The sequence below is a fragment of the Micromonospora sp. 4G55 genome, from assembly GCF_016803375.1.
Genome location: NZ_JAEVHN010000038.1, coordinates 1 through 22,068, shown reverse-complemented (window position 1 = coordinate 22,068; position 22,068 = coordinate 1). Strand labels below are relative to the sequence as shown.

General features: G+C 72.6%; 19 protein-coding genes and 3 pseudogenes. 9 read left to right on the top strand and 13 right to left on the bottom strand.

Annotated elements, in window-relative coordinates:
- From JNW89_RS05945 to JNW89_RS05935, 3 genes are all read left to right on the top strand, one after another.
- Nucleotides 1-1,012: hypothetical protein (locus tag JNW89_RS05945; protein WP_238448043.1), on the top strand; the 1,012-nt coding region annotated here is incomplete at its 5' end.
- Nucleotides 1,013-1,046: 34 nt separating this feature from the next.
- Nucleotides 1,047-1,628 (top strand): flavin reductase family protein, encoded by a 582-nt coding sequence (locus tag JNW89_RS05940; protein ID WP_305070498.1) that lies wholly within the window; start codon nt 1,047-1,049, stop codon nt 1,626-1,628.
- A 39-nt stretch (nt 1,629-1,667) separates the two neighbouring features.
- A complete protein-coding gene (locus tag JNW89_RS05935) occupies nt 1,668-3,584 on the top strand; it encodes an NAD(P)/FAD-dependent oxidoreductase (RefSeq protein WP_238448042.1) in 1,917 nt (638 codons plus the stop codon).
- Between the two features lie 42 nt (nt 3,585-3,626).
- On the opposite strand, the gene JNW89_RS05930 is transcribed toward JNW89_RS05935, so the two are convergent.
- The 8 genes and pseudogenes from JNW89_RS05930 to wrbA form a co-directional block, all read right to left on the bottom strand.
- Entirely contained in the window at nt 3,627-4,607 is a 981-nt protein-coding gene (locus JNW89_RS05930) for an aldo/keto reductase (RefSeq protein WP_238448044.1), read from the bottom strand.
- A 29-nt stretch (nt 4,608-4,636) separates the two neighbouring features.
- Nucleotides 4,637-5,668, bottom strand: a complete 1,032-nt coding sequence (locus JNW89_RS05925) for a DUF6081 family protein (RefSeq protein ID WP_238448041.1) — start codon at nt 5,666-5,668, stop codon at nt 4,637-4,639.
- 84 nt (nt 5,669-5,752) lie between these two features.
- Nucleotides 5,753-5,947 carry an alpha/beta hydrolase fold domain-containing protein gene (locus tag JNW89_RS36525; RefSeq protein WP_309139951.1) on the bottom strand — a complete coding sequence of 65 codons (195 nt, stop codon included), beginning with the start codon at nt 5,945-5,947 and terminating at the stop codon, nt 5,753-5,755.
- A gap of 113 nt (nt 5,948-6,060) precedes the next feature.
- Nucleotides 6,061-6,504, bottom strand: a pseudogene (locus JNW89_RS36520) (alpha/beta hydrolase fold domain-containing protein); the annotation flags it as partial.
- A gap of 269 nt (nt 6,505-6,773) precedes the next feature.
- A complete protein-coding gene (locus JNW89_RS05915) occupies nt 6,774-7,706 on the bottom strand; it encodes an NADP-dependent oxidoreductase (protein ID WP_238448040.1) in 933 nt (310 codons plus the stop codon).
- Nucleotides 7,703-8,227 (bottom strand): lipocalin-like domain-containing protein, encoded by a 525-nt coding sequence (locus tag JNW89_RS05910; protein ID WP_238448039.1) that lies wholly within the window; start codon nt 8,225-8,227, stop codon nt 7,703-7,705. Before JNW89_RS05910 ends, JNW89_RS05915 begins: the two co-directional genes overlap by 4 nt.
- A complete protein-coding gene (locus JNW89_RS05905; protein WP_238448038.1) occupies nt 8,224-9,237 on the bottom strand; it encodes a DUF6081 family protein in 1,014 nt (337 codons plus the stop codon). The genes JNW89_RS05910 and JNW89_RS05905 overlap by 4 nt, the downstream gene beginning before the upstream one ends.
- Before the next feature lie 64 nt (nt 9,238-9,301).
- A complete protein-coding gene (gene wrbA, locus JNW89_RS05900) occupies nt 9,302-9,907 on the bottom strand; it encodes an NAD(P)H:quinone oxidoreductase (RefSeq protein ID WP_238448037.1) in 606 nt (201 codons plus the stop codon).
- Between the two features lie 267 nt (nt 9,908-10,174).
- Between wrbA and JNW89_RS05895 the strand changes: the two genes are divergently transcribed.
- The 4 genes and pseudogenes from JNW89_RS05895 to JNW89_RS05880 all read left to right on the top strand — a co-directional run bounded on the left by JNW89_RS05895 (nt 10,175) and on the right by JNW89_RS05880 (nt 15,182).
- The gene (locus JNW89_RS05895; RefSeq protein WP_238448036.1) at nt 10,175-10,798 is read left to right on the top strand and encodes a TetR/AcrR family transcriptional regulator; all 624 of its coding nucleotides are present in this window, start codon (nt 10,175-10,177) and stop codon (nt 10,796-10,798) included.
- A gap of 139 nt (nt 10,799-10,937) precedes the next feature.
- Nucleotides 10,938-12,083, top strand: coding sequence for a hydrolase (locus JNW89_RS05890; RefSeq protein WP_238448035.1), 1,146 nt, complete (start codon nt 10,938-10,940; stop codon nt 12,081-12,083).
- The gene (gene accD, locus JNW89_RS05885) at nt 12,080-13,831 is read left to right on the top strand and encodes an acetyl-CoA carboxylase, carboxyltransferase subunit beta (RefSeq protein ID WP_255540452.1); all 1,752 of its coding nucleotides are present in this window, start codon (nt 12,080-12,082) and stop codon (nt 13,829-13,831) included. The genes JNW89_RS05890 and accD overlap by 4 nt, the downstream gene beginning before the upstream one ends.
- Nucleotides 13,832-13,833: 2 nt before the next feature.
- A pseudogene (locus JNW89_RS05880) lies at nt 13,834-15,182 on the top strand (acetyl/propionyl/methylcrotonyl-CoA carboxylase subunit alpha).
- Nucleotides 15,183-15,266: 84 nt separating this feature from the next.
- Here JNW89_RS05880 and JNW89_RS05875 read toward each other — a convergent pair.
- On the bottom strand, nt 15,267-16,880 hold the full coding sequence (locus tag JNW89_RS05875) for an FAD-binding oxidoreductase (protein ID WP_238448033.1): 1,614 nt from the start codon (nt 16,878-16,880) through the stop codon (nt 15,267-15,269).
- A gap of 764 nt (nt 16,881-17,644) precedes the next feature.
- On the opposite strand from JNW89_RS05875, the gene JNW89_RS05870 reads away from it, so the two are divergent.
- A complete protein-coding gene (locus JNW89_RS05870; RefSeq protein WP_238448032.1) occupies nt 17,645-18,427 on the top strand; it encodes an AfsR/SARP family transcriptional regulator in 783 nt (260 codons plus the stop codon).
- 54 nt (nt 18,428-18,481) lie between these two features.
- Here JNW89_RS05870 and JNW89_RS05865 read toward each other — a convergent pair whose 3' ends face one another.
- Together JNW89_RS05865 and JNW89_RS05860 are read right to left on the bottom strand one after the other, a co-directional pair.
- Entirely contained in the window at nt 18,482-19,021 is a 540-nt protein-coding gene (locus JNW89_RS05865) for a biotin/lipoyl-containing protein (protein ID WP_238448031.1), read from the bottom strand.
- A 77-nt stretch (nt 19,022-19,098) separates the two neighbouring features.
- Nucleotides 19,099-19,884: an SDR family NAD(P)-dependent oxidoreductase gene (locus JNW89_RS05860; protein ID WP_238448030.1), complete on the bottom strand. Its 786-nt coding sequence runs from the start codon at nt 19,882-19,884 to the stop codon at nt 19,099-19,101.
- A gap of 212 nt (nt 19,885-20,096) precedes the next feature.
- On the opposite strand from JNW89_RS05860, the gene JNW89_RS05855 reads away from it, so the two are divergent.
- Complete coding sequence (locus JNW89_RS05855) at nt 20,097-20,528, top strand: nuclear transport factor 2 family protein (RefSeq protein WP_210777993.1); 432 nt, start codon at nt 20,097-20,099, stop codon at nt 20,526-20,528.
- 105 nt (nt 20,529-20,633) lie between these two features.
- Here JNW89_RS05855 and JNW89_RS05850 read toward each other — a convergent pair whose 3' ends face one another.
- Entirely contained in the window at nt 20,634-21,146 is a 513-nt protein-coding gene (locus JNW89_RS05850; protein ID WP_238448029.1) for a nuclear transport factor 2 family protein, read from the bottom strand.
- Nucleotides 21,147-21,421: 275 nt separating this feature from the next.
- A pseudogene (locus JNW89_RS05845) lies at nt 21,422-22,068 on the bottom strand (DUF1349 domain-containing protein); the annotation flags it as partial.

Below are 22,068 nucleotides of genomic sequence, written 5' to 3'. Positions count from 1 at the left end.
GGAGGCCGGCCCGACGACGGTCGCGCCGCCGCCACTGGACCCGCGGACCGTGCCGGTCGCGTTCGTCGCCGGCCCGCAGCGGTCCGGCGCGAAGGGAGACGCTCCGCTGGACGTCTGCCTGGTCCTCGGCCGACCGGAGAAGGAGCGGACGGTGAAGCTGCCGCCCGCCGCGGCCGAGCGGCTCTACCGCGCCACCCGCTCGTACCCCGGTCCGTGCGCCGACTACGGGCCGCCGAAGCGGCTCGGCGACGGGACGGTGCGGATCTACTCCCAGCTCGCCGGTGCCCGGCCGGTGAGCCTCGGCTTCGTCCTCGACCGTCGGGCGCTCGGCGGCCTGCCGACCGAGCCGACAGACGGCGCGCACTGCTACGACGTCGACGGCGACGGTACGACCGACCCGGCCACCGAGTGCGTCCACGAGCACGAGTACCTGCTCGACCTGCCGCAGCGCTTCCGGGACGTGGTCGGCGGCCCGTTCCAGTGGGCCATGCTGAACTGGGACCCGCGCGGGCACGCCCCGGCCGAGATCTACGGCGCCCCTCACTTCGACCTGCACTTCTACCTTCAGGACCGGGCGGAGACGGCGGCCATCGGCACCGGGCCGTGCGGCGGCGGCAACCTGGTCGACTGCGCGGACTACGCCGAGGCGCGGCTGCCCGTGCCGGCCCGCTACCTGCCCGCCGACTACCTCGACATCGACGCCGTGGTGCCGGGCATGGGCAACCACCTCGGTGACCCGACGGCCCCCGAGTTCAACGGCCAGCCGTTCACCCACACCTTCATGTACGGCGCCTACGGCGGTGACATCACCTTTTACGAGCCGATGATCACGAGGGCCTGGCTGGCGGACCTCGCCGGCGGGCGGGCGGAGCCGTCCTGCCGGCCGCTCAAGCTCCCCGCGGCCTGGAAGGAGGCCGGCTGGTACCCGACCAGCTACTGCATGTCGTACCGGGCCAACCGGCAGGAGATCACCGTGGCGCTGACCGACTTCGTGTCGCGGCCCGCCTCCTGACCCCTCCACCCCTGCGGACGACCGGGAGATTCCGATGCGCTCAACTGATTCCACCATCAGCGACAACGGAGTCCGCCCGGTCGATCCGGCGGCCTACCGGGAGGCGATGGCCCGCTTCCCGACCGGCGTGACGATCGTGACCACGCACGACGAGGACGGCACCCCGTACGGCTTCACCGCGAGCTCGTTCTGCTCGGTGTCCCTCGACCCGCCCCTGGTGCTGGTCTGCCTGGACCGGTCGGCCAACTCGTTCCCCGTCTTCCAGCGCAGCCGCCACTTCGCGGTGAGCTTCCTGCGTTCCCACCACGTCGACCTGGCCAAGCGGTTCGCCAGCAAGAGCCCGGACAAGTTCGGCGCCGGCGGCTTCGTCCGCACCGACGGCGGGGCGACCGTGCTGCGCGAGGCGCTCGCCGCCGTCGAGTGCGTCATCGACAGCCGCCACGTGGCCGGGGACCACGTGATCCTGGTCGGCGGTGTCCAGCGGGTCGTCCTGCCCGACGAGGGGTCGCCGGTCGTCTACTTCGACCGCGGCTTCCGCGCGCTCTGCGGCGGCGACTGCCCCCACCCGGCGCAGCCCGGCGCGGGCCGTCCGGCCGACGGGGCGCGCCGGCCCTGACCTCATCCGCTCCGAATTTTCTTCCGGAAGGCGCCTGCCATGACGTTCACCTCGGCGATCAAACCCGTCACCGTCGACGACGAGACGTTGCGGGGCCACCTGCGCGACGGGGAGGCGCCCGCGCTGCTGATGACCGTGGCCCACCTGACCGGCGACCTGTCCGTGCTCCGCGACGACCTGCGCCCCAACGGCTGGCTCTTCCTGCCGCAGGGCGGGCTCTCCGCCGAGCAGCAGGCGCATGCCCGGGAGCTGGCGTTCGGGGCGCTGCGCCGCCTGCGCGACGGCGCCCCCGTGCCGCCGCTCGACCCGGCCGCCCTGCGGCACATCACCAGCTGGGCGATGGGCCGGGACACCAGCGACCTGCTTCCCCTGCTCGCCCAGGAGGTCGTCCTGCCGGGGGAGGACCCGAAGGCGCCGCAGTGGCACGGCGACGAGCTGGCACCCGGGCACGACGTCGAGGTCGCCATCGTCGGCGCCGGCATGAGCGGCCTGCTCGCCGCGTACCGGCTCAGCCAGGTCGGGGTGCCGGTCACCATCTACGAGAAGAACAGCGACGTCGGCGGCACCTGGTTCGAGAACCACTACCCCGGTTGCCGGGTCGACGTGCCGAGCCATCTCTACAGCTACTCCTTCGCGCCCCGGCTCGACTGGACGGACCACTTCGCCACCCACGAGGCGGTGCTGGACTACTTCCGGGACTTCGCGAAGCAGACCGGGGTGCACGAGCGCATCCGGTTCGACACCGAGGTGCGCGGCGCCGAGTGGGACGAGGCGACCGGCCGCTGGCGGCTCCACCTCGACACCCCCGACGGTCCGCGTACCACCGAATGCGCCGTGCTGGTCACCGCGGTGGGGCAACTGAACCGGCCGAACGTGCCCGACCTCCCGGGCCGGACCGACTTCACCGGCCCGGCCTTCCACTCCGCGCGCTGGGACCACTCGGTCGACCTCACCGGTCGACGGGTCGCGGTGATCGGCACCGGCGCCAGCGCCTTCCAGTTCATCCCCGAGGTGGCCGCGCAGGCCCGGGAACTGGTCGTCTTCCAGCGCAACGCGCCGTGGTTGCGGCCCACGCCGCACTACCACCACGCGGTGCCCGAAGGCGCCCGCTGGCTCTACGAGCACCTGCCGTACTACGCCGCCTGGCAACGCTTCTGGCTGCTGGCGCCGGGGTTGCACGGGGTGCTGGAGGGGTGGGTCGTCGACCCGGACTACCCGCCCACCGAGCGGGCGATCTCCGCGGTCAACGAGGAGTTGCGGGCCACCCTGGCGACGTATCTGGAGGGTCAGCTCGCCGACCGGCCGGACCTGCGCGACCGGGTGATGCCGCGCTACCCCGTCGGCGCGAAGCGGGTGCTGCGGGACAACGGCGCCTGGCTGTCGACGCTCAAGCAAGACCACGTGCGTCTGGTCACCGACCCGATCGAGCGGCTGACGCCGCGGGGCGTCCGCACGGCGGACGGCACCGAGCACTCCGTCGACGTCCTGATCTACGGCACCGGCTTCCAGGCGTCGCAGTTCCTCACCCCGATGCGGGTCACCGGCCGGGACGGTCGGGACCTGCACGAGACGTGGAACGGCGACGCCCGGGCCTACCTCGGTCTGACCGTGCCCGGGTTTCCCAACCTGTTCAGCCTGTACGGGCCGAACACCAACCTGTCGGGGCAGGGCGGCAGCATCATCTACTTCTCCGAGTGCGGCGTGACCTACCTGGTCGACGCGGTCCGTCAGCTGCTCGCCGGCGGACACCGCGCCGTGGAGGTCCGGCCGGAGGTCTTCGAGCGGCACAACACCTGGGTCGACGAGGCCAACGCGCTGCGGGCCTGGGGCTGGTCGAAGGTGAGCAGCTGGTTCGTCAACCGGGCCGGGCGCTCCGCCCAGAACTGGCCCTTCCCGGCCCAGGAGTACTGGCGTCGCACCCGCCGGTTCGACCCGTCGGAGTACCTCATCCGCTGACCGCCCCCCCGTTGCGGCGGCCGGGTCGGCCGCGCCGCGGGGTCAGCGGTGACCGACCGGCGGGCGGGACGGGTAACGCTCGCCGGCGGCGGCGCCGGGCGGGGTCGACGCGTCGATCGCGGCGAGGTCGGCGGGGGAGAGCCGGACGCCCAGGGCGGCGACGTTCTCCTCCAGGTACCGGCGGCGCTTGGTGCCCGGGATCGGCACGACATCCGGCCCCTGCGCCAGCACCCAGGCCAGCGCGAGCTGACCCGGGGTGACCTCCCGCTCGGCGGCCAGCTTTCGCACCCGGGCCACCAGGGCGAGGTTGTGGTCGAGGTTGTCGCCCTGGAAGCGCGGGGTCCCGCGCCGGTAGTCGTCCTGCTCGAGCTGGTCGAGGCTCGCGATCGATCCGGTCAGCATCCCCCGGCCCAGCGGGCTGTACGCGACCAGACCGATGTTCAACTCCCGCAGCGTCGGCAGCAGGTCCGCCTCCGGCTCCCGGCTGAACAGCGAGTACTCGTACTGGCCCGCGGTGACGGGGTGCACGGCGTGGGCCCGGCGCACCACGTCGGCCGGCGCCTCCGAGATTCCGAGGTGCCTCACCTTGCCCGCCGCCACCAGCTCGGCCAGCGCCCCCCAGGTCTCCTCGACCGGCACCGCCGGGTCCACCCGGTGCTGGTAGTACAGGTCGATGTGGTCGACCCCCAGCCGGCGCAGCGACGCGTCGCAGGCCCGCCGCACGTACTCCGGGCGGCTGTTCAGGCCGAAGTAGCCGTCGTCCGGGCGGCGCTCCACCCCGAACTTGGTGGCCACCACCACCTCGTCCCGCCGCCCGGCGATGGCCTTCCCGAGCAGCTCCTCGTTGGTGAACGGTCCGTACATGTCGGAGGTGTCCAGCATGGTCACCCCGAGGTCCAGGGCCCGGCGGATGGTGGCGATCGATTCGGCGTCGTCGCGGCCGCCGTAGAACTCGCTCATGCCCATGCAGCCGAGGCCGAGTGCGGAGGTGACGAGGCGCTCGCCGAGCGTCCTGCTCTGCATCAGGGTCTTCCCTTCGGTTCCGGTGACCGTCACGGTCGTGACGGCTGGCTGGAGATCACGTAGCGGCGCAGCCGCAGTTCGGCGCCCTGGCCGAACAGCCGGCTGCCGGGCAGGCTGCTCCCGTCGACGAAGGCCTGCGAATGCGGCGCGCCGGCGACCGGGTCGAAGTAGTGGGCGTCCGCGGTGGTGAGCCGGACCAGTCCACTGGCGCTGCGGCCCGGCAGCGCGCCGTCGAGGATGGTGAACATGCCCATCCCTCCGGCGAGCTGCCGGGGGGCGACGGTCGTCGGCTCGCCGCCGTGGTCGAGCATCAGGTGCTCGCGGGACGGCAGGGGATGGCCGATGCGGTCCACGGAGAAGACCTCCTCCCCGTCGAGGAACCAACGCACCGTGCCGGCCGCCCGGTCGTAGGAGATCACCGCGTGGTGCTCGTCGTCGACGGTCCGGTCGGCCACCGGCACGGTGTGCAGGAAGGCGGCGTAGTCGCCGAGTTGACCGCGCGCGTGCGGCAGGCGCTCGTAGAACACGTACACCCGCTTGTTGGTGAGGAAGAAGTCGAAGACCATCGCCGTCTCGTGGTCGAGGACCGGCATCGCGACGGAGGCCAGCCGCAGGTCGTCCTCGGGGTCCGTGACCTGGTCACCGAAGGGGTGGCCGGACGTGCCGTAGGTGCGCCCCGAGAGCCACGTCTCGAACGACAGCACCCGCCCCGGTACGGCGTCGAAGCCCTGCACGCCCGTACCGGCCAGGTGCCGCGGGTAGGCCAGCCACTTGACGTGGTCCAGCGCGCCGGGCACCACCGGCCCGTGCTGCGCCTCCTGCCCGAGGGTGCGGACGAAGGCCGGCTCCGCGGTGGTCGGGTGCACGCCGGAGGAGACCGCCCGCAGGCCGTCGGCGGAGGTGGTGACCTCCGCGTCGTCGCCGACGTGCGGGCCGAAACCGTAGAGGCTCCACCGGGCGTCCGGCCCGGTGCAGTGGAACCCGTCCCGGAAGTCGTCCCAGACGATCCGGTACGGCTCCTCGCCGACGGTCTGGACGCCGGCGTTCGACACGGTGGTCACGGATGTGCTCCTAACCCCGGTCGGCGCGCGACCGGTGGGACCGAGGGAGGGGTGGAAGCCCGGACGCCCGACCGGGCGTCGCGGTCAGGCCGCCAGGCCCGCACGGAGGGCGGCCACCTGGTCGGCGAGGATCCGCCGGGAGACGGCCGCCTCGGCGACCGCGATCGAGGCGTGGAAGGTGCCGGGGTAGTAGCGAAGCTCCGTGCGGACCCCCGCCTGGATGAGCCGGTGCGCGTAGTCGATCGCCTCGTCGCGCAGCGGGTCGAACTCGCAGGCCACCACGAAGGCTGGGGGAAGTCCGGACAGGTCGGTGGCGCGGGCGGGGGCGCCAGCGCCGGCACGTCGGCGGCGCCGGCCCGCCCCCGCAGGTAGTGGCCCCAGCTCACCAGGGCGTTGGCCCGGTCCCACATCGGCGTGTCGGTGAAGGCCCGCGCCGACACGGTGTCGAGCCGGTCGTCCAGGGCGGGAAAGAGCAGGCACTGGTGCCGCAGGGCCGGGCCGCCACGGTCGCGTACGGCCAGGCAGAGCGCGGCGGCGAGGCCGCCGCCGGCGCTCTCCCCGCCGACGCCGATCCGGTCGGCGTCGACACCCAGCTCGGTGGCCTCCTTGGCCACCCACTCCAGTACGGCGTGACAGTCGTCGAGCGCGGCCGGGAACGGGTGTTCCGGGGCCAGCCGGTAGTCGACCGAGACGACGAGCGCCCCCACCTGATCGGCGATCCGGACACAGGTGTGGTGCACGCCGTCGACACCACCGATGACAAAGCCGCCCCAGTGCAGGTAGAGCAGCGCCGGGACCGGCCCGGCGACGGCGGGGCGGTAGAGCCGTACGGGCACGTCGGGGGCGTCCGGTGGACCGGGCGCCCGGGTGTCCGTGACCCGCACCGGCGTCGCCGGCGAATACGGCTGCTGGTGGGCCGCGATGGCGCGGGCGGCCGCCCGCGCCGTTCCGAGGTCGGCGTAGTCGACTCTCGGCAACCGGCTGGCCGGCTCGGTCAGCTCGGGATCGAAGGCGTACACGTCCTACCGCCTCTCGGGTCGGTTCCGGAAGTGCCGTCCACCGGCGCCCGGGTGGGGCCGGTGGACGGCGTGGGGAGCGTGGTCGCTCAGAAGGTGACGACGACCTTGCCCCGGGTGTGCTTGCCGACGAAGTCGGCCACCGCCTGCTGCGCCTCGGTGAACGGGTACGTCGCGGCGATCTCCACCGCGAGCCCGCCGTCGGCCGCCCGGTCGACGAGGCGCTGCAGCAGCCCCTCGCTCGCCTCGATGTGCGCGTAGGCGGCCGTGACGTCCCGCTCGAAGGCGGGCGGGCCGCCAGCCGGCGACACCAGGCGTCCACCCGGCCGGACCGCCGCCGCCGTGGCGGCGAGCCCCGGCCCGGCATTGATCAGGTCGACCACGACGTCCACCCCGCCGGGCTGTGCCCGGAGGGTCTCCTCCACGGTGTCCGCGGCGGTGTAGTCGATCGCCTCCGCGGCGCCGAGACCGCGGACGTAGTCGACCTCGTCCGGCCGGGCGGTGGCCAGCACCCGGACGCCGGCCTGCGCGGCGAGCTGCACGACGAACGAACCCACCCCGCCGGTGGCACCGACGACGAGCATCGTGGAATCCGGTGCCGGATCGGCCAGTTCGACGATGTTCGCCGCGGTCATCGCGGCGACCGGCAGCGCCGCGGCGGCGACCGGGCTCAGCGCCTGCGGCCGGGCCACCACCTCGGGCCCGTCCAGCGCCAACGCGTACTCCGCGACGGCGCCGCCGACCGGGTGGGTGAAGGCGATCACCTCGTCGCCGGGGCGGAAACGGGTCACCCCGTCACCGACCGCCTCGACGGTGCCGGCCGCGTCCAGGCCGAGCACGAAAGGGTGCCGGACCGGCATGATCTCCTTCATGACGCCGGTGGCCAGCTTGACGTCCAGCGGGTTGAGCGCCGCCGCCCGCAACCGGATCAGGATCTGGCCCGGTGCGGGGTCGGGCTTCGGCAGTTCGCCGACCACGAGCTGGTCGACGGGTCCGTAGGACTGTGCGATGAGGGCCTTCATGTCGATCGGCTTCCTTCCGAGGTGCCGGTGGCACCGGTGGTTGTCGCCCGCACCGGCGGGGCGGGCGGGTGCGGCGGCGCGGCGCGCCGCCAGGTGAGTACGCGTCGCTGCGCGCGTCCCGAGATCAGCGACGTGCCGTGCAGGACGAGCAGGTCGCCCTCCAGGGCCGCCTCGCGGACGAGTTCGGTGCCGACCAGGTGCGGGTGGGCGCTGACCAGGACGGTGTGGCGGATCTCGCCGCCCACCAACCGCCAGCTGCCGGCGTACCCCATGAACGTCTCGTCCCGTCCGGCCACCCCGGACGGGGTACCGGCGGGGCGACGGTCGGTGCGCATCATGCTGACCGACATGTGCCCGTCAGCGGTGTAGACGAGGACGCCGGCCGGTGCCGCGCCCAGCGGGCCCGGCGACCGGCGTCCCTCGTCGTCCAGGTCGAAGTAGGAGACGAGGTGCCACACGCCGGCCAACCTGCCCACCGGGACCGGCGTCGCGGGCCGGGAGGCGGTGTCGGCCCCGGTCATCGGGCTGGACCGCGCTGCACCGTGTAGCGACGGACCGACAGTTCCGCCCCCTGACCGAAGAGCCGACTGCCCGGGCGGCTCGCCTCGTCGACGAACCGCTGGGGGGTCGGCTCGCCGGCCACCGGGTCGACGTAGAAGCCGGGATCAGCCACCAGCCGGACCAGGCCGACGGGGGAGTGCCCGGGCAGGGCGCCGTCGAGCAGGGTGAGCATCCCCATGCCGAAGTTCAGCTGACGGGGCACGACCAGGGCCTCCGTGCCGCCGTGGTCGAGCATCAGGTGCTCCCGGCCGGGCAGGTGGTGACCGATCCGGTCGACCCGGAACACCTCCCGACCGTCGAGGAGCCAGCGGACGACGCCCGCGTCCCGGTCGTACGAGAGGGCGAGCTCGTGCTCGTCCTCCGGTGACCGGTCGGCCACCGGCACGCCGTACGAGAACGCCGCGTAGCGGCCCAGCGCGGCGCGGGCGAACGGGAGGCGTTCGTAGAAGGCGTACACCCGCCGGTTGGTCAGCAGGAAGTCGAAGATGACGTACGTCTCCGGGTCGACGGCGTTGATCCCCGTCGAGGCGAGCCGGAGGTCGTCCTCCGGATCGGTGACCTGGTCACCGAAGGGGTGCCCGGTGGTGCCGTGGGTGCGTCCGGACACCACGGCCGTGCCGGTGAGGACCTGTCCGGCCGGTACGTCGAAGCCCGGGGTGCCGTCCCCCGTCCGGTGGGTCGTGTAGACGAGCCACTTGACGTGGTCGAGGACGCCGGGGACCGCGCCCTGCGTGGTGTCCTGGGCGACGGTGCGGGTAAAGACCGGGCGCCCCTCGGGCCCCCCGGAGACCACAAGCAGCCCCTCGGCCGAGGTGTGCACCGTGCCGTCGTCGGCGACGTGCGGGCCGGCGGTGGTGTGCAACCACCGCGCGTCCGGCCCCGTGGTGCGGAATCCGTCGTGGAACTCGTCGTGGAAGAGGCGGCCAGGCGGAACCTCCGCGATGGACCGGGCCGGTGCCACGTCTGTCATGGGTGCTCCCTCGTGCCGGGGGTTTCCGTCGACGGTGAACCGTGCGACGTGCGGGCGGCGTGGGTCAGACGGCGGACCCGAGCAGCCGGGCGCTGACCGTGGCCAGCCGGTACCCCTGGTAGTTGGCGGCGGCGAGCACCTGCTCGCCCGGCAGGCCGCTGCCGCCGGCGTGGCCCGTGCCGTACGGGTTGCCGTGGGCGGCGTAGACGCTCGGGTCGGTGTAGCCGGGCGGGACGATCAGGCAGCCCCAGTGGTACATCGTGTTGTAGAGCGCGAGCAGGGTCGACTCGTTGCCGCCCTGCATGTTGCCCGCGCTGGTGAAGGCCGTCGCGGCCTTCCCGGACAGCTCACCGGCGGCCCAGAGCTGACCGGTGCCGTCCAGGAACTGCTTGAGCTGGGCGGAGACGTTGCCGTAACGGGTCGGGGTGCCGAAGGCGTAGGCGTCCGCCCAGCGCAGGTCGTCGTGGGTGGCGACCTCGACGTCGGCGGTGGCGGTGAGGTGCGCCCGCCACGCCGGGTTGCTGTCGATCGCGGCGTCCGGGGCCAGCTCGGGGACCCGACGGAGGCGTACCTCCGCACCGGCCTTGACGGCGCCCTCGGCGACGGCCTGCGCGAGGGCGTGCACGTTGCCGGTGGAGGAGTAGTAGATGACGGCGACCTTCGTGGTCATGGGCGTCCTTCCGCTGTGGAGGCGAGGGGAGAGGACGGCGGGGAAGCGCGCGAAGCTAAGCGGAACCCTCTCCGTTTGCGCCGAGAGTAACCGTCGTGGCGCATGCGTGCAACGACCCTCGTCCTGCCGTCCGGTCCGTCGCCCGATCGGGCGTCCTCCGATCGGCGGTGGTCGGGTCCTGCGGGTGGTTTTCCCGCAGCACCGGCACAATGGAGCAACCCGCGCCCCGGGTGGCACGGCGCGCCGACCGAGGGAGGGGCCAAGGAGGTGGCCGAACAACCTCCGGCCGAGCGGACGCCCGTGGCGCTCAGCCTGCCGATCGCCGGTCGACCGGTCGAGCGCGCCGACGCCGCGCGGAACCGGCGCAAGATCCTGGCGGCGGCGGCGGGGATCGTGTCCCGGGCCGGCATCACCGCCCTGTCGCTCGACGAGGTGGCCCGGGTGGCCGGGGTGGGCGTGGGCACGGTCTACCGCAGGTTCGGTGACCGGGCCGGGCTGATCTTCGCCCTGCTGGACGAGGAGGAGCGGCAGTTCCAGTCCGCCTTCATGCAGGGCCCGCCGCCGCTGGGCCCCGGCGGTCCGCCCGCCGAACGCGTCCGTGCGTTCCTGCACGCGCTCGTCGACCGGGTCGAGGCACAACGGGAACTGCTGGTCGCCGCCGAGACCAGCTCGCCGACGGCCCGGTTCACCAGTGGCCCGTACACCATCTACCACATCCACCTGGTCACGCTGCTCGGCCTCGCCCGGCCCGGGGTGGACGCCCACTTCGTGGCCGCGGCGCTGCTGGCCCCCCTCTCCGCCACGTTCCTGACCTTCCAGCGGCGCGAGCGCGGGTTCGCGGTCGACGCGGTCAAGGCCGGCCTCGACGACCTTCTGGGCCTGGGCCTGTAGTCGGTGCTCCAGCCGGGGTCGAGTCGTCTTCGACCGACCCCGGCGATGGTCCGGAGCGGGACACGACACGGCGACGGGACCAACCGCCCCCGCCGCCCGTGCCGTCGGATGTCCCGCCCGGACCGAGGAGGCATCCACCATGCGCGAGCAGAGTTCACCGGCCACGCGTCTCACGCCCACCGCGGTGGCGGACCTCGCCGCGGTGGCGGCACGCTGCGCCGCCGCGTCCGAGGCCGACCGCCGGCTCGACCCGGACGTCGTGCACGCCCTGATCGACGCCGGGTTCGCGCGTCACTTCGCGCCCACCCGGTACGGCGGCAACGCCGGCACCTTCACCGACCTGACCCGCGCCGTCGCCCGGATCGGCGAGGCCTGCACGGCGACGGCCTGGTGCGCCTCCCTGGTGGCGAACCTGGGCCGGATGGCGGGGCTGCTCCCGGCCGAGGGCCAGGCGGAGGTGTGGGCGGACGGTCCCGACGCGGTGGTGGTGGGGTCGTTGAGCCCGACCGGCCATGCCGAGTCGGTCTCCGGTGGCTGGCGGCTCTCCGGGCGGTGGGCCTACATCAGTGCCGTGGGCTTCGCGGACTGGGCGCTGCTCTGCGGCCAGGTCCCCGCCGACGGCCCGCCGGCGGCGCGGGTGTTCGCCGTGCCGCGCGCCGCGTACGAGATCACCGACACCTGGTTCAACGTGGGGATGGCCGCGACCGGGAGCAACAGCGTCGTCGTGCGGGACGTCCTCGTCCCGGACGCCAGGTCCTTCGACCGCGCGCACCTGTTCACCGGCGCCGCGGTCGCCTCCGCCGAGCCCTGTCACGTGGTGCCGCTGCCGGCGGTCAACGGGCTGTCGTTCGTCGCCCCCGTGCTCGGCGCGGCGCGCGGGATGGAACGGGCCTGGACCGGCCACGTCGCCGAGAAGATCCGCTCCGCCGCCGCCGGGTCCGGCCCGGTGCCGCCCCGGCGCGTCGAGCAGGACGTCACCCTCGCCCGGACCGCCGGCGAGATCGACGCCGCGGAACTGCTGCTGGAACGGGCGGCCGCCGTCGCCGACCAGGGCGCCGGCATCACCCCGCTGGAGACCAGCCGCAACCTGCGGGACTGCTCGCTCGCCATGGACCTGCTCGTGGAGGCGGTCAACCGGCTGTTCCGGGCGGCCGGCACGTCCGGGCACGCGACCAGCAGCCCGATGCAGCGCGCCTGGCGTGACGTCAACACCGCCAGCAGTCACGTGGCGCTGCAGTTCCCGCCAGCCGCCAGCGCCTACGCGGACCAGGTGTTCAAGATCTGAGCCCTGCGCCCGCCGATCGGCTTCCGTCGCGAGGAGAACCCATGTCCCGCACCACAGCTGTTTCCACCGACACCGACTGGCTGCTGTGCCGGGGTTGCCGCACCCCGGTCTACGGCAAGCGCCTGATCCGCAACCACCGGGTCTGCCCCGAGTGCGGCCTGCACCTGCCGCTCACCGCCGAGCAGCGGCTCGGGATGCTGGCCGACGAGGGGCGCTACGAGCCGCTGGCCGTCACGGTGACCAGCAGTGACCCGCTGCGCTTCGTCGACCGGGTGCCCTACGCCGACCGGCTCGCCGAAGCCCGCGCCCGCACCGGACTGAACGAGGCGGTGCTCTGCGCCCGGGCCACGGTGGAGGGTGTCCCGGTGATCATGGCGGTGATGGACTTCCGCTTCCTGGGCGGCAGCCTCGGCAGCGCCGTCGGCGAGCTGATCACCATCGCCGCCGAGACGGCGCTGGCCGAGCACACGCCGCTGATCATCGTGACGGCCTCCGGCGGCGCGCGGATGCAGGAGGGGGCGCTGTCGCTCATGCAGATGGCCAAGACCAGCGCCGCGCTGGGCGCCCTGGACCGCGCCGGCGTGCTGACCGTCTCGGTGATCACCGACCCGACGTACGGCGGGGTGGCGGCCTCCTTCGCGACGCTCACCGACGTGATCGTCGCCGAGCCGGGGGCCCGGCTGGGCTTCGCCGGTCGCCGGGTCATCGAGCAGACCATCCGCCAGGTCCTGCCCGAGGGGTTCCAGACGGCCGAGTTCCTGCTGGCCCGCGGCATGATCGACATGATCGTCGAGCGTGGGCGACTGCGCCAGGAACTGGGCCGGCTGCTGCGCGCGGCCACCTTCACCGGCGTACGCTCCGGGGGCCCCGCGCCGGCGGACCCGGTCGTCCGTGACCACCGTGCGCTGCCCGAGCCGGACCCGTGGCGGCACGTCTCCCAGGCGCGGGACCTCACCCGGCCGACGACGCTGGACTACCTGTCCCTCGCCTTCACCGACTTTCAGGAGCTGCACGGGGACCGGATCTCCGGCGACTGTCCGGCGGTGGTGGGTGGAACCGCGTGGCTGGACGGCCGGCCGGTGCTGGTGCTCGGCCAGCAGAAGGGGCACGACCCGGCCGAGCTGATGCGCCGCAACTTCGGCATGCCGGTGCCGGCCGGCTACCGGAAGGCGGCCCGGCTGATGCGGCTGGCCGAGAAGCTGGCCCTGCCGATCGTCACGCTCGTGGACACTCCCGGCGCCTATCCGGGGGCGGACGCCGAGGAGCAGGGCCAGGCGGTGGCGATCGCCGAGAACCTGCGCCTGATGGCCTTCCTGTCGGTGCCGGTGGTGACGGTGATCATCGGGGAGGGTGGCAGCGGTGGCGCGCTCGGTCTCGCGGTGGCCAACCGGGTGCTGATGTTCTCCAGCAGCGTCTACTCCGTGATCAGCCCGGAGGGCTGCGCCGCGATCGTCTGGAAGGACCCCGCCGCGGCCCCGCGTGCCGCCGCGGCGCTCGGGCTGGACGCCCGGATGCTGCTGCGCCTCGGTGTGGTCGACGGCGTACTGGTCGAGCCGGAGGGCGGTACCGGGGCGGACCCGCTGCGTGCGGCCGAGCTGCTCGGCGCAGCCCTGCGGGCGAGCCTGCACGAGCTGGGCGCGCTCGCCCCCGACCAGCTCGGCGCCGACCGGCGGGCCCGCTTCCGCCAGTTCGGCTCGGCCGTGACCGTCGAGGCGGAGCTGTTGACGATCAGCGGAGAGGTGCACTGAGCATGTTCAAGAAGATCCTGATCGCCAACCGGGGCGAGATCGCCCTGCGGATCGCCCGGTGCTGCCGGGAGCTCGGGATCCCGACGGTCGCCGTGCACTCCACCCGGGACCGTGACTCGGCCGTCGTCCAGGTCGCCGACCAGGCGGTGCAGATCGGTCCGGCGCCGCCCACCCGCAGCTACCTGAACGCGGCGCCGTGCTCCAGGCCGCCGAGCAGTCGGGCGCCGACGCCATCCATCCCGGGTACGGGTTCCTCTCCGAGTCACCGGACTTCGCCGACGCGTGCGAATCGCTCGGCGTCACCCTGATCGGTCCGCCCGCCTCCGTGATGGCGGAGCTGGGCGACAAGACCTCGGCCCGGGCCCTGATGACCCGCGCCGGCCTGCCGCTGCTGCCGGGCAGCGTCCACCCGCTGAGCCCCGAGGCGGCCGAGGAACTGGCGGCGACGATCGGATTCCCCGTCATCGTCAAGGCCGCCGCGGGCGGTGGCGGCCGCGGCATGCAGGTCGTCCACGACCGGGACAGCTTCCTCGACGAGTACCGCAGGACCCAGGCCACGGCCCAGATGCTTTTCGGCGACGGCCGGGTGTATGTCGAGAAGTACCTCCGCGACGCCCGGCACGTGGAGATCCAGGTGCTCTGCGACCGGTACGGTCGCGCCGTGCACCTGGGGGAGCGGGACTGCACCGTGCAGCGACGCCACCAGAAACTGGTGGAGGAGACGCCGGCGCCGGAGCTGCCCGTCGACCTCACCGAGCGGATGGGACGGTCCGCCGTCGACGGCGCGCTCGCGGCCGGTTACGTCGGCGCCGGCACCTTCGAGTTCCTGGTCGACCCGGACGGCAGCTACTACTTCATGGAGGTCAACTGCCGTATCCAGGTGGAGCATCCGGTGACGGAGATGGCGACCGGCATCGACCTGGTGCGGGAGCAGATCAAGATTGCCGCGGGTGAGCCGCTCGCGTTCACCCAGGACGACGTCCGGCCCCGCGGGGTGGCGATCGAGTGCCGGATCAACGCGGAGGACCCGGCGCGGGACTTCGCCCCGGCGCCCGGCCTGGTGACGGAGTTCGTGCCGCCCGGCGGCCCGTTCGTCCGGGTCGACTCCCATGTGCACGCCGGTTACGAGGTGCCGCCGAACTACGACTCGCTCCTGGCCAAGCTGGTGGTCTGGGCGCCCCGCCGCGACGAGGCCATCGCGCGCATGCTGCGGTCCCTGGCCGAGTTCCGCATCTCCGGGCCCCGCCTGCACACCACGGTGGACTTCCTGCGTGAGGTGCTCGACGATCCCCGGTTCCGGACCGCCACGCACACCACGGCCCTTGTCGACCAGCTGATGGACCGACGGTAACGGCGGTGCCGGACCAGGGTCCGGCACCGCCGTCTCGTGGCGCGGCTCTCGGCGCCGGCCCCTGTCGGGGCGGCGCCGATCGCGTCAGGGCAGCGTGATCGACTGCGAGTGCCGGAAGAAGTTCGTCGGGTCCCAGCGGGCCTTCACCTGCTGCAACCGGGGGTAGTTCTCCTTGTAGTACAGGGTTGACCACGGTACGCCGGAGCGGTTGATCTCGGGGTCGCGGATGTCCATGTCGGGCGAGTTGATGTAGCAGCCGTCGGTCTGGTCGTTGGGCACCGGGTAACCACCGGTGGCGGCGAACGTCTGGCCGTAGATGTCGCGCAGCCAGCCCACGTGCTGGGCGTCCTCCGCCGGGTTGATCCAGAAGTTCTCGTAGAGGGCCAGGAACGCCGAGTTGCGGTGCGGGTACGCGGTGGCGGTGGTGGCCACCTTGTTGACCTTGCCACCGGCGACCCCGGTGAGCTGGAGGGTCGCGTTGGGGTTCGCGTAGTCCTGGCGGGTCAGGTTCCGCCAGAGGGCCGCGATCTGGGTGTCGGTGAAGCTGCGGCGCAGGTACGCCGACTTCACCGCGCTGCGCATCGTCGGGTCCAGCATGGTGGCCGGGTTGCTGGTGCCGATGAGCCGGGTGGCCGCCAGCCACCGCAGCCGCCGGGGCGGGTACGGGGCCGTGATACCGGTGTCCCGGGTGACGGCGGCGAGGTAGTCGGCGAGCAGCTTCTCGGCGTCGGGCACGGCCGCGTCGATCTGGGTCAGCAGCCCCATGCCCCCGGCGGACCGGTGCGGGATGAACGCCACCCCGGACAGCGCGGTGTACGGGGAGTCGACGCCGGCGTTCTGCGCGTACCAGGTGCCGAAGTTGCGCACGAGGGTGGTGAACCTGGCCTGGTCGAGGGCCACCCAGGGCACCGGCACGTTGCTGACGAGCACCTCGCGCGGCGGACGGGGCAGCTGCTGGCCGGGGATGGTGCCGGAGGCGTTCGGCGAGCGGAACCAGTAGCGGGTGATGATGCCGAAGTTGCCGCCTCCGCCGCCCGCGCACGCCCACCACAGGTCCCGGTTCGGGTCGGTGGCGGCGCGGGAGGCGACCACGAGCCGGGCGACGCGGTTCGCGTCGACGACGACCATCTCGACCGCCTCGATGTGGTCGGCGACGACCCCGTGGCTGCGGGAGAGCAGTCCGTAGCCGCCGCCGGTGGCGTGTCCGCCGATGCCCACGGTCGGGCAGACACCGGCGGGCAGGGTGACGTTCCAGCCCTTCTGCAGCGTCTCGTACACGGCGATGAGCAGGGCTCCGGGCTCCACCGCGAAGGCCTGGCGGTTCTGGTCATAGGAGATCCGGTTCATCGCCGACATGTCGATGACGACCTTGCTGGCGGAGTGGTAGACGAAGTCCGCGTAGCAGTGCCCGCCGCTGCGCACGGAGACCCGCTTGCCGGCGTCGACCGCCTCCTGCACCGCCTGCAGCACCTGGGCCGACGAGGTGACCAGCCGGACGGCGTCGGGTGTCGCGACCCACCGCTGGTTGTTGCCGACGACGAGGTCGGGATAGCGCGGGTCGCCCGGGGTGACGGTCAGCGCGGGCGTCGTGGTGGTCGTGGCGGCCTGCGCGGGTGCTCCCGCGGCCATGCCCGCCACGGCGGTGCCCGCGACCGCGGCGGTCCCGCTGAGCAGGCTTCTCCTGCTGATGTGTGCCATGCCGTTCCTTCCCATTCGCATTCTCGGGGTGCGCGGACGTGTCCGGCGGGACCGGAGATCGCGACGGGCGACCGTTCGGGAAGAGACGCGGAGTTCGCGCGTGATTTCCGGCGCACGTGAGGCCCGTCGGCCCGGATGGGGCCGAGAACGAGTGCCGAATTCCACCCCCGTGGATGCTCGCCCGGTCCCGTGTACATCGGGTGCTGTCGGAACACTGAGCCGCAATCAATACGGTATTCGCGACGTCAATTCCGAAACAGCGTCGGAAGGTCCAATGTGATCACCCGAATGGGGGAGTCCTGTCGATTTTCCGCCACCACTTCGTTGACGTGGTGAATAGCTGACGATGAAACGAATGTCGGTGTCCGAATCCTCCCCTTCTTTACGTATGTCGGGACGCGATATCTGATGGATACAGACATCGATGTGACAGTGCGGTTCGTCACAGTTGGCCAAGCACCGCGCCCGTGGCTCAGAAATCGCGCCTCTTCCTGCGGAAACGATCCCTGCCGAGCCGTCGGGGACTGGGAAACAAGTGGCGCTGACGAGTGGCGAGCATGTGTAAACTGGCGCCCAGTAGCGGGAAGTGGAGGGCCCTCCACTTTGCTGGTCCGAGGGGGTGGCCATGGCCGTGACAAGGGGATCGGCCGCGCGTACCGACTTCTCACCGGCGTCGGAGCGGTGCGGATCAGACCGCTTTCCGGCTGTCCTTCCGGTCTATCGAGACCGGCGGAAGAATCACCGTGAGCGACGGGGGAGTACGTATGAGGTTCAACGTTCTGGGCCCACTGGAAATCATCACGGATGACGACCGGCCGATCGATGTGAGCCCGTCGAAAACTGGACAGGTGCTGGCATTGCTGATCGCCCGGTGCCCCGATGCGGTGGCGGTCGACACCCTCATTAGGGAATTGTGGGGCGAGAAGCCGCCGCGCAGCGCGGTCACCACCCTTCAGACGTACATCTATCACGGCCGGCGGATGTTGGCGCGCGAGTTGTCACCGCTCGGTCAGGACCTGGTGTCGACCAGGGCGCCCGGTTATGCCATGCGGATCGCGGCGCATGACGTGGACGTTAACGTCTTCGAACAACTCGTGCAGCGGGCGCGTGAATTGTTGGTCGACGACGAGCCGGAGGCAGCGCTGCGTGAACTCCGCACGGCACTCGACCTCTGGCGGGGCCCGGCGTTCGCCGGTCTGGCGGTCGGGGAGGTGCTGGCCGCGCACATCGCGCACCTCGACGAGGTGCGACTCCAGGCGACCCACCTGCGGATCACCGCGGAGCGCCGGCTCGGCCGCCACCTGGAACTCGTGGCGGAACTGCGTGGCCTCGTCGCCGCCCATCCGCTCAACGAGTCCTTCCACGCTCAGTTGATCGAAGTGCTCTACGAGTCGGGCCGCCGGGCGGAGGCGTTGCAGGCATATCAGAACCTGCGCGGCATCCTTGCCCGTGAGCTCGGGGTCGAGCCGACCGTCCAGGTGCAACGCTTGCAACTGACCGTCCTGCAGGGGGAGGACAGCCGGCTGGCCGGACTGGCCTCCCGGTGACCATCCGGCCCGCCCGGCTCGTCAGCGATGGCGACGACCGGGCGGGCCGGATGGTCAGGAGCCCTCGGTGACGTTGATGAGGAAGAGCGGGTCGTCGTACTCCACCGGCTCGCCGTTGTCGTGCAGTACCGCGCTGACCGTGCCGTGCACCGTGGACTCGACCGGGATCATCAGCTTCATCACCTCCACGATCGCCAGCTGCTGGCCCGGGGTCACCGTGTCGCCCACCGAGACGAACGGCGGGGCGCCGGGTGACGGCGCGTGGAACAGGATCCCGACCGCCGGTGAGCGGACCTGATGGCCGTCCGGCTCGACGGCGACGGGTGTGGAGCCACCGGCAGCCGCCACCGCCACGGGCGTGTCGGTGACGGCGTGGGCGGCCGTCGGTTCCACCGGCCATTCGGCCTCGACCGTCACGCCGCCGGCCCGTACGCGCAGGGCGCTCGGGGTACGGCCGAAACCCGTCAGCAGCTCCAGCGTGCTGCTGCGCACCAGGTCCAGCGCGGCCTGCATGTCCCGCATCGCCCGAGGGTCGTGGTCGTCGGGCGTCTCCTCCGGTGGCCGATGCGGCGCCCGGGTGGTGTCACTCGTCATGACGGTGCCTCTCCTCGAAACCATGCCGGCTCCGGCTGCTCGACCCGGCGCCGGCCGGGCCGGTGTCCCGTGACCCATCAGTAGTTGCCGAGCCCACCGCAGACGTTCATCGCCTGCGCGGTCACCGCGGCGGCGCCGTCACCCATCAGGTACGACACCATCGCGGCGACCTCCTCCACCTCGACGTAGCGGCCGATCGGGACCCGTCCGGTGATCCGGGCGTGGGTCTCGGCCTCGTCGACGCCCCAGATGTCCGCGTAGTGCTCCCGCACCCGTTCGGCCATGGGGGTCTCCACGAAACCGGGGCACACCGCGTTGACGGTGATGCCGGTCTTCGCCAGCTCCAGGCCGAGGGCCTTGCTGAAACCCACCACGCCGTGCTTCGAGGCCGAGTAGGGGGCGGCGTGGACCACACCCTGCTTGCCGCCGGTGGAGGCGATGTTGATGACGCGACCCCAGCCCCGCGCCAACATGCCGCCGGTGGTGAGGACCTGCTTGGTCATCAGGAACACGCTGTTGAGGTTGGTGTTGATGACGTCGAACCAGAGTTCGTCGTCGATCTCGGCGGTGGCGCCGCCGCCCGGGCGTCCGGCGTTGTTGACCAGGATGTCGATCGGCCCGTACCGCTCCACCGCCGCGCCCACGAACCGCGCGACGTCCTCCGAGGACCGCACGTCGCAGCTACGGCCGTCGACGTCGAGCCCCTCCGACTGGAGGCTCTTGACGGTGTCCGCGACCGCCGAATCCCGGCGGGAACAGATGTAGACCCGTGCCCCGCTGCGAGCGATCGACCGGGCGACCGCCAGCCCGATTCCACTGGTGGCCCCGGACACGATCGCCACCCGCTGGCTCTGCTCCGACATTGGCTCCCCTTCACCGCACGGCTGACTGTGACGCCGCCGAGGATCACCGTCCGTCCTCGAACACCGGTCGAGGGTGCCTGGAGAGCCGGGCGTCGAAGGCCGGGCCGCGCGTCCGGCCTTCGAGCCGGATTCGAGTCCGGACGGTCATCGTGGTGCCGCCGGGGCCCGCCCTCCGGTGCCCCTGTCCAGGCCAGCCATCCCGGAGGTCACCCATGCCGACGTCCACCTCGTTCACCGAGCTGTACACGGAGGTCCAGCAGTTCTACGCGCGGCAGATGCGCCAGCTCGACGAACGCAAGTTGGAGGCCTACGCCGAGACGTTCACCGAGGACGCGGAGTTCGGTCACACGCCCGGACGAGAACCCGCCCGGACCCGGGCCGGCATCGCCGCCGACCTGCACGAGTTCCACAAGCGGTTCGAGAACGACCCGGTGCAGCGCCGGCACTGGTTCAACATGATCGACCTCGAACCGCAGGACGACGGGAGCATCCGCTCGACCTGCTACGCGCTGGTGATCACGACGCGCCCGGGTGGTAAGCCGGACATCGCGCCGAGCTGCGTCGTCCGGGACGTGATCGTGCGCGGCGAGGACGGCGGTCTGCTGCTGCGCTCCCGCAAGGTCGAGCACGACCAGCTCTTCTGAGCCGGCGACGTGCCGGTCGCCCGGCGACGTCCTGAGCCCGGGCGGGGCGGCCGTGCCGCCCGGGCGACGGCGCCGTACGTGCCATCGCCCAGGCGACCTGACCGGTCAGGCCCCGGCGGGCGGGGGGATGAGCACGACCTGCGATGCGGTCGACATCCACGTGGGTCGGATCTCGAGGCGGGAGAACCGCCAGCCGTCGGTGGTGCGGACGAAGCCGAAGCGGTAGGCGCCGGCGAGGACCCGGACGGCGGGCGGGTCGTTCTCGACGAAGACGGCGGTCAGGTTCGCCTGCCCCGACGCCCGGTCGCCGTCCTGCTCGACGAGCAGATGCGCCATCGAGTGCTGGAGCCGGTGGTAGTGGGCGTGGTGCTGGCGGGCCTGCTCGACCAGGCGGGTACGGCCCTCGTCGGTGCCGCCCGGCGTCACGGCGACCGCCTCCGGGGTGAACAGCGCGTCCGCGTCGCCGACGCAGCGGCCGTCCAGCCACCTGCCGAGCCGGGCCACCAGCTCGGAGATCTCGCGGTGGTCGGTGAGTGCCCGGAGCTCACGCCGGAGCGCGACGAGTTCCTCGTCGGGCGTCGGTGCCGTCCGGATCGTGCCGGTGGAGTTCTGCGTCATGTTCACCTCGAGAGTCCTGGATGTCGAGCCGCCGCGGCGGCCCGGTCGGGTGCATCGGCGCGCTCCGATCACGGCACCGGTCGACGCTTGCCCGCAGCGCGGATGGCCGCGCCCACGGGGCCGGTGCGCATCTTCCGTTCTAGCCGAGTCGGGGCCGGCCGTGGCGCGATGCAGGATTCCAGACCGGACTCGAATCCGACTCGAAGCGCGCCCGCCTCCGGGCAGGGCCGGCCGGGCGGGTGCGGCGCGACGTCGGCGCGCACCCGCCCGGGGACTCATCCGTGGAAGCGGACGTAGTCGAAGACGGCGGTCACCGGGGGCTCCGCGCCGCCGTGCGCGACCAGGCCGATCCGTGGAGTCGTGTCCGCCGGGAACGTCCACACCCCACCCCACGTCCAGCGCGTCCCGTCCCGGCTGGACCCGGCCCGGAACTCGTGCTCGCCGGTGGCCGGGTCGACCCGGTGGGCCAGCCGCAGCCAGGTGGTGGTGGCCGGGGTGCCGACGATGTTCCCGCCGTAGACGGGCTGGCCGGCGAAGGGCAGCTCGTAGCCGTACTCGACCTGGCGGGTGTTCCAGATCGCCACCTGGGCGAGCCGGGCGAACCGATCGTCGTCGACGTACGCGACCAGGCCGGCCTGCTGGTAGTTGCGGACCGTCTCCTCGCCCAGGTCGAGGGTCACCTTCGTCTCGACCACGTAGTCGCCGGCCGGCGCGTCGCGCAGCAGCACCCCGGCGGTGTTGCCGGTGCCGGTGAGGTCCGCCGCCTGCACCGGCCAGCGCAGCGCGCCACCGGAGACGGCCGCCGCCGGATCCTCGCGGACCCAGCGCCACGCCGGGTCGAGGCCGTCGGCGAACTCGTCGGAGTACGCCGGCAGCACCCCCGCCGACGCGGGGGCTCCGGCACCGCCCGTGGGGCGGGCCG

Bases quoted from the DNA above. Each gene is read 5' to 3' on its own strand.
- JNW89_RS05940 (WP_305070498.1), top strand. From the start codon at position 1,047: ATGCGCTCAACTGATTCCACCATCAGCGACAACGGAGTCCGCCCGGTC.
- JNW89_RS05935 (WP_238448042.1), top strand. From the start codon at position 1,668: ATGACGTTCACCTCGGCGATCAAACCCGTCACCGTCGACGACGAGACG.
- JNW89_RS05930 (WP_238448044.1), bottom strand. From the start codon at position 4,607: ATGCAGAGCAGGACGCTCGGCGAGCGCCTCGTCACCTCCGCACTCGGC.
- JNW89_RS05915 (WP_238448040.1), bottom strand. From the start codon at position 7,706: ATGAAGGCCCTCATCGCACAGTCCTACGGACCCGTCGACCAGCTCGTG.
- JNW89_RS05910 (WP_238448039.1), bottom strand. From the start codon at position 8,227: ATGACCGGGGCCGACACCGCCTCCCGGCCCGCGACGCCGGTCCCGGTG.
- JNW89_RS05905 (WP_238448038.1), bottom strand. From the start codon at position 9,237: ATGACAGACGTGGCACCGGCCCGGTCCATCGCGGAGGTTCCGCCTGGC.
- wrbA (WP_238448037.1), bottom strand. From the start codon at position 9,907: ATGACCACGAAGGTCGCCGTCATCTACTACTCCTCCACCGGCAACGTG.
- JNW89_RS05890 (WP_238448035.1), top strand. From the start codon at position 10,938: ATGCGCGAGCAGAGTTCACCGGCCACGCGTCTCACGCCCACCGCGGTG.
- JNW89_RS05875 (WP_238448033.1), bottom strand. From the start codon at position 16,880: ATGGCACACATCAGCAGGAGAAGCCTGCTCAGCGGGACCGCCGCGGTC.
- JNW89_RS05870 (WP_238448032.1), top strand. From the start codon at position 17,645: ATGAGGTTCAACGTTCTGGGCCCACTGGAAATCATCACGGATGACGAC.
- JNW89_RS05865 (WP_238448031.1), bottom strand. From the start codon at position 19,021: ATGACGAGTGACACCACCCGGGCGCCGCATCGGCCACCGGAGGAGACG.
- JNW89_RS05860 (WP_238448030.1), bottom strand. From the start codon at position 19,884: ATGTCGGAGCAGAGCCAGCGGGTGGCGATCGTGTCCGGGGCCACCAGT.
- JNW89_RS05855 (WP_210777993.1), top strand. From the start codon at position 20,097: ATGCCGACGTCCACCTCGTTCACCGAGCTGTACACGGAGGTCCAGCAG.
- JNW89_RS05850 (WP_238448029.1), bottom strand. From the start codon at position 21,146: ATGACGCAGAACTCCACCGGCACGATCCGGACGGCACCGACGCCCGAC.